Genomic DNA, 9695 nt, shown 5'->3' with positions numbered 1-9695 from the left:
GCAGCGGCCGTCACGCGGCTGGCGGCCCTGCCCCTCCGGCAGGGTCCGCTGGCAGCTCGACGGTGAACGTGGCGCCTTGGCCGAGGACACTCTCGGCCTCCACGGTGCCGCCCATCGCCTGCACGAACTGCCGCGTCACGTACAGCCCCAGTCCCAGGCCGCCGTAGTGGCGCTCCGACACGGCCCGCTCGAAGCGGTTGAAGATGCGCTGGAGGTCCGCCGAAGCGATGCCAATGCCCTCGTCGCGGACCGTGAGCCGGGCTCTCTCTCCGTCACGGTCCACGGAGATCTGGACGGGCTTGCCCCTGCCGTACTTGAGCGCATTGGACAGCAGGTTGGTGACCACCTGCTCCAGGCGGAGCCGGTCCCACCAGCCGACGGCGGAGGGGTGGGTGCGCACTCCCAGCAGACAGCCGACCCGCTCCGCCTCGGGCTCGAACCGGGCGACCACCTCGCGCACCAGGGCCGAGAGGTCCACCGACTCCAGCTCGAGCTTCATGCGCCCGGTGCTCAGGCGCGACACGTCGAGCAGGTCGCCCACCAGCTCGGCGAGCTTCTTCACCTGACGCTCCGCCACTTCCAGGTGGCGCACCAGGCGCTCACGGGGGCGATGACCAGGCTGCGTGCCCTGTGCCTCCCGCTTCATCTGGGCGAGCCGCAGCGCCAGCGGCGTGAGCGGCGTCTTCAGCTCATGGCTCGCCACCGAGAGGAACTCGTCACGCAGGCGGACGCCTTCCTCCGCCTGGGCCTTCAAGCCCTCGGCGCGGCGCCGCGCCTGGACCTCCTGCGTCACGTCCGAGGCGACCACCAGGATGCCCTCGATCTGCCCGGTGGCGCTTTGCATCGGCGCGTAGACGACGTTGAAGTACGCGTCGTCCAGGGCGCCGCCTTCGAGCCGCGCCAGCCTCACCGACAGCTCGGTGCCAACGTACGGCGTGCCGGTGGCGAGCACCCCGCGCAAGAGCGTCTCGACCCCCTGTCCCGCCGTCTCGGGAAGGGCCTCGAAGTGGCGCTTGCCCAGCACCTGTTCCAGGGTGCGCCCCCAGAGGACGCACATGCGGGGGTTGGCCAGCTCGATGACGTGCTCCGGGCCGCGCAGGATGGTGATGGCCACGGGGGCCTGCATGAAGACGGTGTGCAGCCGCTGCCGTTCAATCTCCAGCTCGGCGCGCGCGGCCTGCTCGCGCGCCTGCGACTCCCGCTCGGCCTTCTTCGCCCGCTCCGCGGCCAGACCGGCGGCGAGCTCCCATGAGACGGCCTCGAAGAACTCGCGGTACCTGTCGTCGAAGGCCAGTCGGGAGCTGATGCCCAGGACGACGACGCCCTGGGGCGCCTCCGCCGGCGAGCGCCTCACCGGGAGGACGAAGGCGGCTCGGGTCGGCTCGTCCCACGGTCCAATCCTCCCGGGGCCCAGCAGCTCCCGAGCATCCTCCAGCTTCTCGGGCGTGGCGGACTGGAGGACCCGGCGGGCCACCGCCAAGAATCCCGGCAGGCTCACGGCGGTGGCCTCGAGGCCCACACTCTCCGCGAGCTCCAGCTCCGCTGCTCCCTCGGGGCGGCGGAAGAACAGGGCGAAGGGGATGTCCTTCGGGTTGGAGGACAAGGCGCCGAAGGCCTCCTTCGTCGCATCCGAGCCGGTCGAGCCCAAGGCGACCGCACGGAGCGTCTCGGCGCGGCGCTCGCTGAGGACCGTCTGGGTCACCTCCACGACGGGCTGGAGGATTCCCGCGATGGCGCCGCTGTCGTCCCGCAGCGGGCTGAAGGTGAACGTGAAGTAGGCCTCCTCCGTGAAGCCGTAGCGGGTGAGCGTGAAGAGCTCCTTCTCCACCTGGATGACCTCACCGCGCTCCAGCACCTTGCGCATCCAGGGGTAGATGACGGGATAGGTGTCGGGCCAGCACTCCCGATAGGACTCGGCGAGGTAGCGGGGGTGGCGCGGCCCCATGATGACCGCATAGCCCTCGTTGTAGAGCTGCGTCTGGTCCGGGCCCCAGAAGATGATGGCGGGCGTGGGCATCTCGAGGACCATGGAGACGTAGCCCAGCAGGGTGCGGGGCCAGGACTCGATGGGGCCCAGCTGCGTCTTCGACCAGTCCTTGGCGCGAAGGAGCGCGCCCATCTGGCCGCGGAGCGCAAAGCCGCCGGAGCCGTGGCTGCTGTCAGCCTGAGTTCGCTGCGTCATGAAGCTTGCGTACCAGAACGGGAATGGGCGGTACCGACGCGCGGGGACGGTACCCCAACGCCAGCAATCCCGGAGTCGAGGTAACCGCGGGCCAGGGCTTCCGTTGATTGGTGGATGATCGCTTCGCCTTCGCCGCTCGGCTGTCACCCAGTCAGCTGTGCAGGCGGCTCCAAGCACGATGGCGCTCGGGCCGGGCGATCCGGCACTTCCATTCAGCGGCTCGAGAGGCTGACCAGGGAGGGGCGCTGAGGCGCTCGTGAGACCTGGCGGAGCTCCCGGGAAGCGAGGCGAAGGCCCGCCCGAGAGTGCCCGCTCGAGGAGAGGGCACCGGGTTGCTACGGTAGGGATGTTCGCGTACAGGCCCGCCCGGGGGCCTCAGGGGGCACGCGGCGCGAGTCCATCCCCTACCCACTCGAGAGCACGCTCTGCCTCGCCTCCTCCAGGGACATGCCTCCCGAGGAGACCTGTTCGATCAGCGAGAGCACCGCTCGAGAGATGGGATCGTTGGGTGCGCGAGCCACGGCCATCCGCGCCCGGGGCAGGGCCTCCGCGACGCGCCCGGCCAACAGCAGGTTGAGCGCGAGGTTGGCCAGCAGCCCCATGTCGTCAGGGTCCACCGCGCTGGCGGCCTCGCTGAAGCGCACCGCCTCATCCATGCGCCCGGCGAGTCCGGCGCAGATGGACGCCTCCCGGCCCACATTCGGGTTGTAGGGGTTGAGCTCGAAGGCCCGGGTGAGACACTCCAACCCTCGTGGGTGGTTACCCAGGCGTCGCTCCACCACGCCCAGCACCCACGCCGCGGCCCAGTTGTCCGGGACCAGCTCCAGCGCCTGCTGGAGGAGCGGGCGCGCCCTCTCCAGCCGGCGCGCATTCTCCTCGGAGAGCGGGCCCATGGTGCCTGCTCTCCCTCCCAGCAGGTCCTGGATGGGCGAGGTGGCCTCCTCCCAGAGCGCGTTGAAGCGCCGCGCCTCACTCTCCGAGTGCTGGCGCTGGGGAAGGCCGAGCAGCCGCGCATGCGTGGCGACCAGCTCGTCGCGCGCCGCGTCCTTGGCCTGCTCGCCGGCCTCGGCATCGCGCACCACGCGAAGGAGCGCCTCGCGTGACTTCTCGTACTCGCCCAGGATGCGGAGCAGCCGCCCCAGCCGCATGAGCACCTGCGTTCGAGCCTGGGCCGACAGCGGCGGCGCCCCCGCGAGCGCCCTCTCGAAGAGGTCGACGGCCGCGCGACCATATTGCGCGAGCACCTCCGGCCGGTTGGCGCCCCGCTGCTCCCGGCTGCCACGGTCCTGATAGGTGCTCGCGAGATTGAGCAGCACCAGCGAATGGTTCGGCACGAGCACGAGCGCCGCGTTGAAGCGCTCCGCCGCGGCCTCGAAGCTCGCTTGCGACGCCAGTTGAACCCCCTCCTCGAGCAGCTCGGACACGCGAGCTTCCGCGGTCCCCCTCTCCGACTCCTGCCGCCCCTCGCGGGCATTGCCCCGGCCCAGCAGCTTGTCCCAGAACCCCATCGCGACACGCTCCTCGCTATGCAGCCGGGAAGTATAGGAATCGGTTCCCGGACACCAGAGGGATGCGGCAACCGTGGCGCCTGAGACAGGGCGGCTGCGAAGAAGGCCCCGGGAGGGAGGCCCCCGTCGGTCGCGGTCCGGACCAACTGGTCCACTTGTCATACCAGTTGGGCCAGAACCACCCGCCAAGGGCTGCCACTTCACCCGGCAGGAGCGCCGCGGCGGCGAGCGGATGGCCCGGGAGGGTGACGGGCAGGACGACAGGGGCTCACGGGAGCGCTCTCTAGCAGCCGGTGTTGCCGCCGGCGCTCACGCCGAGCCGGCCCGTGAAGTTGAGGTAGTTGTTCACGCGGCTCTGGACCTGGCCGGGGTTCCTGCCGCCGCACTCCATCGCGCCGTTGATGGTGCGGATGGTCTCTCCAAAGCCCCGGTTGTTCACCATGGCGTCGTGCGCCGTCATGGAGCCCGCGCCCGTCTGGGTCATCCAGAACCACAGGCCCGTGCGCCAGGCGATGGCCGCATCGCGCGCCACGAGGTCCGGGTCGTCCTTGAGGTTGACGCCCAGCGCGTTGCCCGCGGCGCAGTAGTTGCCGTTCCACGACAGCTGGATGGGGCCACGGCCGTAGTACCACTTGCCCGGCGCGCAGCCGCAGCCCGGGGGCCCCCAGCTCGTGTCGCACATGACGCTCTTGTTGATCTCCTCGATGTGCACGAGCCCGCCGGTCTCGTGCCCCACGTTGGCCAGGAAGGCGGCGACCTCTCGCTTGCGAGTGTCGGTGTCGCCCGTGGTGGCGAAGGCGGGGAAGGTGCTGGCCGCGGCCAGCAGCGCCGAGTAGCTATAGAAGCCGTTGCGGCCGGGGAACATGGCGTTGAAGGTGGCCTCGCTCAGGATGCTGGCCAGCCCCGTGGCGGGAGGCGGCGTGGTGCCGCCCACCTTGTCCAGGGTGAAGCGCTGGTGGTCGCCGCCCCCGTACGGGTACTGCACGTAGATGGTGCCGTTGTCGGCCGACCCCCAGTACAGATCGATGGCCATGCCCGTGTGGCGCGGGTGGAAGCTGAACTGGTTGTTACCGCGGGCGATGAACTGGAACTGCTGGTTGCCGCCGCCCACGTACGACCACTGGTGGAGCTCGGCGTTCTGGGCGGTGCTCACGCCCTTGATGTCCAGCGCCTTGCCACTGTTGACGTTGATGATCTTCCAGAAGCCATCGGAGGTGGGGGAGATGTGGAACCTCTGGGCATTGGTGCCATTGCAGTCCCACTGCTGGACCTTGGCGCCATCGGCGGTGCTGGAGGAGGCGACGTCGACACACTTGCCCGTCCTGGCGGAGCGGATGACGTAGTCGCCCTCGGAGAGGCTGGACACGATGGCGGCGCTCTCCAGCTGGGAGAGGGGCTCTTGAGCCTCCCACTCGTCGCCGGCACATCCGCCCAGTCCAATCACAGCCAACAATGACACACAGCGCGGCATGCTCATTCGAGACATCGGGTTCTCCTTGGAGGAAGGAAGGTCGGCGGCCCCCGGAGCATCGCGCGTGCCAGACCAGGCGCCTCTCGGACAAACCAGATTTCAATGATTTGACCGCTCCACGACGCTCCCCCCTGGTGACAACTGTTGTCACTCCTGGTGACACCTCTCACCAGACACGACATGGGGGAATCCCCCAGTAGACCGGCCAGTCACGTTCTCCTACTTTGGCGTGAATTTCTCGATGTGACAGGGTATACGGACAGCCCCCGCGAGGCCGCTGGCAGCGGCGGCGCGTCTGCGTTCCACCCTCCACCTGGACACATCGAGACATGCGAAATGTTCGTCATTCGTTGATGCTGATGGGGCTGTCCGTCCTGGGCCTCCAGGCCTGTGGCGAGCCCGGTACCGAAGAGACGCGCCCGCCCGCGGTGCAGGAGGCCTCGGGCCCCGAGCTCTCCGTCCGAGAGCAGGACATCCAGAATCAGCCCGTCTTCGACTACCTCACGGGCATCTCGCCGCTCATCCTGCCGGGCACCCGCCACAGCGAGAGCAGCACCACCCAGGAGGAGGTGCGGGACTCGACGATCAACCTCTGCACGTACACCGAGGTCTCCGAGACGAACCACTTCGACAAGCTCGTCTCCTTTGATCCGAACGCGGATGTGCTCTGGCCGGGCTCCATCGTGCAGGGCCAGTCGCTGGCGCTCGGGCTGCTGTCGCCCATCGGCGGGGCGCGTGCGCCGGGGACCATCACCCTGACCAACGCCCGCATCGACGGCTCGACGCCGACCGAGTACATCTACAGCCGCACCCTGCAGTCCCCGAGCCTGGCGAGCGCCCAGGACGCCATCCACAGCATCCTGACCTCCGAGAGCGTCAACTTCGCGGCCAAGGTGGCCTACACGATGCACCAGGCGCACTCGCTCAACGAGGGCTCGGTGAAGGCGGGCATCGCGGCGCAGTTCGCCGGCGCCACCCTCAACACCACCTTCGGCCAGTCGTGGACGCAGAGCAAGACGACCTTCCTGGTGGACTTCACCCAGGCCTATTACACCGTGTCCTTCGGGGCGCCGACGGACCCCTCGGCCTTCTTCACGCCCTCCACCACGGTGGCGGACCTGCGCCCGTTCATCTTCAGCGGCAACCCGGCCGGCTATGTCAGCTCCGTGACGTACGGGCGCCGGCTGCTGGTGAAGTTCGAGTCCTCCGAGGACAGCTCCAAGGTGAGCGCCACGCTGGACGCGGTCTTCACCAAGGGCCGGGCGGGCGGCTCCATCACGCTGGACGCCGAGCAGCAGCGGGTGCTGCGCGAGACGAAGATGACGCTGCTGGCCCTGGGTGGCTCCGCCAGCAGCGCGGTGGAGGTGATCGGCACCGGGCTGGACAAGGTCGTCTCCCTGCAGAACTACTTCCAGTCCGGGGCGAACTTCTCGCCGAGCGCTCCGGGCGTGCCGCTGTCCTATACGGTGCGCTACGTGGCCAACTACCAGCCGCTCGTGGTGGCCTCGACGACGAGCTACACGGTGCCCTCCTGCGTCGGGAAGACGAGCACCATCTCCGTGGCCCTGCACGAGCTGTACATCCACGCCAACGGCGAGACGTTCGGCAAGGGGGAGATGAACTACGACGTCTACGTGGACGAGGTGCTCGTGGCCAGCGGGCGCAACGTGAAGCGCGGTGACAACGAGAGCATCGGCCTGGGCCAGACGCGGGTGGTCACCAAGCTCCAGAAGGACGCCAACAGCCTGGTGGTGCGCGCGAAGGTCTGGGAGAGCAGCAAGGAGGTGTACCCCAGCGTCACGCACTCCTTCAGCACCTACTTCAAGGACTGGTCCCCCAAGGGGTACAGCTCGAACACCGCCGAGTACAAGAACCTGAAGGTCAGCCTGCGCTACACCGCGACGATGTACTGAGCCGTACCGCTCCCCTGCCGGGCTGAGCAGCAGCCACACCCCGGCACGAGCCAGGCCTGGACAGCCCGGGCCTGGCGCGGGAAGTCGAAGTCCGGTGGCACGACGCCTGCAAAAGGACCGGCACTGAGCCCGCACGAGAGGGCCGAGGGCCCCCCTATGGACCCAGGTTGCGGGATTCATCAGAATCGCGGCCTTCCGAACGCGCACGCTCCTGCCCCCTCAAGGTTCGTTCGATGCCCCCAGTGGGATCGTCTTCGAAGCACACCGCGCAAAGCCCTGCCCTGGAGCCGTCCCCCTCGAGCGTGCTCGAGATGGGAAGGCAGGTCGTCGACCGTATCGCACGCTTCATGGAAGCCCTGCCGGAGCGGCGGGCGGACAACCCGGTCGACCCGGCCGCCGCCGCGGAGCTGATCGCCGCCCTCTTCCGTCCGCCCCCCGAGCAGGCAGGTGACCTGACGGAGCTGCTGGGCCGGGTGGACCAGGCCCGGGACTGCGCCTTCGAGACGGCGGGCCCTGGGTTCATGGCGGGAGTGCCGGGCGGAGGCCTCTACGTCTCGGCGCTGGCCGAGTTCTATGCCCGGGCGATCAACCGCTATGGCAGCTTTGCCTTCGGCGCTCCGGCGCTCGCCGCGCTCGAGGAGAGCGTCCTGCGCTGGATTGCCCAGGAGGTCTGCGGCATGCCGGCCGGCAGCTCCGGGTTCCTCACCACGGGGGGCTCGCTGGCCACCCTCTCCGCGGTCGTCACCGCCCGGGAGAGCCGCCTCGGCGAGGACATCGCGCAAGGGACGATCTACGTCACCGAGTACACGCACCACTCCGTGGCCAAGGCCGCATGGCTGGCGGGCATCAAGCGCGGCAACGTCCGCGTGGTGCCATGCACGGACGAGCTGCGGATGGACCTCTGCGCCGCGTCCGCGTTGATCCGCGAGGATCGGAAGGCGGGGCGCCGCCCCTTCCTGCTCGCCGCCACGGCGGGGACCACCGTCACCGGGGCCATCGATCCGCTCTCGGAGATGGCGGCGCTGGCGAGGCAGGAGGGCCTCTGGCTCCATGTGGACGCGGCCTACGGCGGCTTCTTCCGGCTGACCTCTCGGGGGCGGCAGCGGCTGGCGGGCCTCGAGCAGGCGGACTCCATCGCGCTGGATCCGCACAAGAGCCTGTTCCTTCCCTTCGGCACCGGGGCCCTCGTCGTCCGCGAGCCCGCGCTGCTGGCCGCCGCGCACGCGGAGCGTGGCTCCTACATGCAGGACGCCCAGTCCACCGAGAGCCTGCCGAACTACTCGGACCTGAGCCCGGAGCTCACCCGCGAGGTTCGCGGCCTGCGGGTCTGGCTCCCGCTGCATCTGCATGGAGTGGCCGCGTTTCGCGCGGAGCTCGACGAGAAGCTCGACCTGGCGGAGCAGGCCCATCGGAGGCTCGCGGCGGTCCCGACGCTGGAGCTGCCGTGGGCTCCGGAGCTGAGCACCGTCGCCTTCCGGGTCCGGCCGCGTGACGCGAGCCCGGCCGCGGTGGCCGAGGCGGACCAGGCGACCGTCGAGCTGCTCCAGCGCATCAACTCGAGCGGCCGGGTGTTCCTGATGAGCGCCGTCGCCGGAGGGCGGCAGATCATCCGGGTCTGCATCCTGGGGCACCGGACGCATCAGGACCGTGTTGCCGAGGCGCTCGACATCATCGTCTCGGCCGCCACGGAGAGGCGCACGGCGGCATAGGCCAGAAGAGGAATCGGTGCGAGAGCTTCACCCCTCCGAGAAGTCCCTGCCGAACTACGTGCGCATCGGCTTCGAGCACGCCACCGGCCGGGTGATTCCAGCGTCGCTCGAGGCGGTGCTCCGCGGGGCGTCGCTCCTGGACGCATCCATCCTGACCGTGGACGACGCCCTCGACGACTCGATGTATCGCGCGGGCAGGCTGTGCCTGCATCGCCAGGTGGGCGTCATGCCGGCGGTCCTGCACGCGGTGGTGATGAGCACGCAGGCGCTCGACGCCTTCACCGAAGCGATGACCCTGGCCGGAACGCCGGTGGACTGCCAGGTCCGCATCTACCAGGTGCTGAACTCGTTCGTGCAGGGAGCGTACGGGGGCGCGATCCTCGAGCTCGAGCTCAAGAAGCTGACGGACTTCCAGCCCCTCATGCTCGAGCAGTACCTGAGGATGATCCACGCCATCACGGGGCTGCACGTGAAGGCGGGAGTGGAGTGCGGGCAGCTGCTGGGAGGTCGCCAGCCTGATCCGGTGGTCAGCCAGGCCGCCGAAGCGCTGGGGGTGATACGGCAGGTGCTCGACGACTTCGACGACTACTTCGATGAGCATCACGAGCCCTTCGGAGACCTCAAGGCCGGGCTGAACCGCTTTCCCGAGCTCCTGTTCAAACGGATGGGAGGTTCCAGGGAGCAGGTGCTGAGAGCGCTCGAGGCAGGGCGGCCCCAGGAGGCCCGAGCGCTGGTGCTGAACGAGCAGGTCCGCCGCGAGATGTACGAGTTCTGCATGGAGGAGACGTCCAGGATCCGGGTGGAGGGTGTACCGCCAGCCCTCATCTCCCTGGTCGGAGACATCGGCGCCATTCTGTCGCGACGGGGCTGACGGCCGAGGCAGCGCGGCAGCAGGCGTTGAGCGTGTCAGAC

6 protein-coding genes are annotated in these 9695 nt (G+C 69.2%); 3 read left to right on the top strand and 3 right to left on the bottom strand.

What is annotated here, in order from left to right; all coding sequences use genetic code 11:
- Positions 1-10: 10 nt before the first annotated feature.
- The 3 genes from KY572_RS40280 to KY572_RS40270 all read right to left on the bottom strand — a co-directional run bounded on the left by KY572_RS40280 (position 11) and on the right by KY572_RS40270 (position 5176).
- Entirely contained in the window at positions 11-2182 is a 2172-nt protein-coding gene (locus KY572_RS40280) for a sensor histidine kinase (RefSeq protein ID WP_224249056.1), read from the bottom strand.
- 404 nt (positions 2183-2586) lie between these two features.
- Positions 2587-3690, bottom strand: coding sequence for a tetratricopeptide repeat protein (locus KY572_RS40275; protein ID WP_224249055.1), 1104 nt, complete (start codon positions 3688-3690; stop codon positions 2587-2589).
- Positions 3691-3973: 283 nt separating this feature from the next.
- The gene (locus KY572_RS40270) at positions 3974-5176 is read right to left on the bottom strand and encodes a glycoside hydrolase family 19 protein (RefSeq protein WP_224249054.1); all 1203 of its coding nucleotides are present in this window, start codon (positions 5174-5176) and stop codon (positions 3974-3976) included.
- Positions 5177-5490: 314 nt separating this feature from the next.
- On the opposite strand from KY572_RS40270, the gene KY572_RS40265 reads away from it, so the two are divergent.
- The 3 genes from KY572_RS40265 to KY572_RS40255 all read left to right on the top strand — a co-directional run bounded on the left by KY572_RS40265 (position 5491) and on the right by KY572_RS40255 (position 9654).
- Complete coding sequence (locus KY572_RS40265; RefSeq protein WP_224249053.1) at positions 5491-7074, top strand: thiol-activated cytolysin family protein; 1584 nt, start codon at positions 5491-5493, stop codon at positions 7072-7074.
- 311 nt (positions 7075-7385) lie between these two features.
- Entirely contained in the window at positions 7386-8783 is a 1398-nt protein-coding gene (locus KY572_RS40260) for a pyridoxal phosphate-dependent decarboxylase family protein (RefSeq protein WP_224249088.1), read from the top strand.
- A 16-nt stretch (positions 8784-8799) separates the two neighbouring features.
- Complete coding sequence (locus KY572_RS40255; protein WP_224249052.1) at positions 8800-9654, top strand: polyprenyl synthetase family protein; 855 nt, start codon at positions 8800-8802, stop codon at positions 9652-9654.
- Positions 9655-9695 lie beyond the last annotated feature (41 nt).

This window comes from Hyalangium gracile (genome assembly GCF_020103725.1).
GTDB lineage: Bacteria > Myxococcota > Myxococcia > Myxococcales > Myxococcaceae > Hyalangium > Hyalangium gracile.
The sequence above is the reverse complement of the archived record's forward strand: the minus strand, read 5'-3'. Positions and strand labels throughout refer to the sequence as shown.